Here is a 785-nt window from a genome sequence, read left to right as displayed (position 1 = left end):
TGGCGGGGGTCGTACTTGCGCCAGTCCACCTCGTCGAAGTCCGTGCCGGTCTCCTCCTTGAACTGCGCCTTGGCACCCTCGGCCTTGTCGCGCATGACGCGCAGCCAGTCGGTGAAGGCGCGCGTGTACTCGGGGAGCTTCTCCGGCCCGAGGATGACGATCGCGAGCACCGCCAAGATGATGAACTCGCCGCCGTTGATACCAAACACCCTCCCAACTCTACTAGAGCGGCACCGCCCCACAGCCCGGAGCCGCGGGGGCGGGGCGGCTCAGCCGCGGGGGCGCGGCACGGCGTCCGCGATGCGTTCGAGGCCTCGCTCGAGGCGTTCCTCGACGGCGTCGCCGCCGCCCAGCTCGAGCACCCGTGCCCGCTCGGAGACCAGCAGGTGGGTGAGGACCGCGTCGGCGCGCTCGTCCGGCAGGCTGGCCTCCACGCGGTAGGCGGCCTGGGGCGTGGTCAGCTCGGCCGTCCAGCCGTCCTGCTCCCCCGCCGGGACGATCCGGTAGACGCCGCCGCCGGCCAGCCGACGCTCCTGTGCCCCCGTGCTCAGGGGCGCGGTCGAGGCACAGCCCTCCGGGGTGGCTCCCTCGATCCGGGGTCGGCACTCGCGGACGGTCACGGTCGGCTCGTCCCGGCCCCAGCCGACGACGACCTCCACGTCCTCGGCCGTCTGGGTGGTGTCCACGGTGAGCGGCTCCAGTCCGGCCCCCACGAGGGAGGGCACCGTCCAGCCCTGACCCCGCAGCTCCGCGACGGTGCCGCGCCGGTCCGTCGACGCGGTCCC

The 785-nt window shown here is 74.0% G+C and carries 1 protein-coding gene and 1 pseudogene; both read right to left on the bottom strand.

Going from position 1 to position 785, the window contains the following annotated elements; translation table 11 throughout:
* Positions 1 to 209, bottom strand: a 209-nt coding sequence (locus tag HMPREF3105_RS00470; protein WP_210401407.1) for a twin-arginine translocase TatA/TatE family subunit, incomplete at its 3' end; no start/stop codon positions are given.
* 60 nt (positions 210 to 269) lie between these two features.
* Positions 270 to 785 (bottom strand): annotated as a pseudogene (locus tag HMPREF3105_RS00465) (hypothetical protein); the annotation flags it as partial.

This window comes from Micrococcus sp. HMSC31B01, from assembly GCF_001816085.1.
Taxonomy (GTDB): domain Bacteria; phylum Actinomycetota; class Actinomycetes; order Actinomycetales; family Micrococcaceae; genus Micrococcus; species Micrococcus luteus.
Note: the sequence above shows the minus strand (reverse complement) of the source record. Positions and strands in the feature narration are given on the sequence as shown.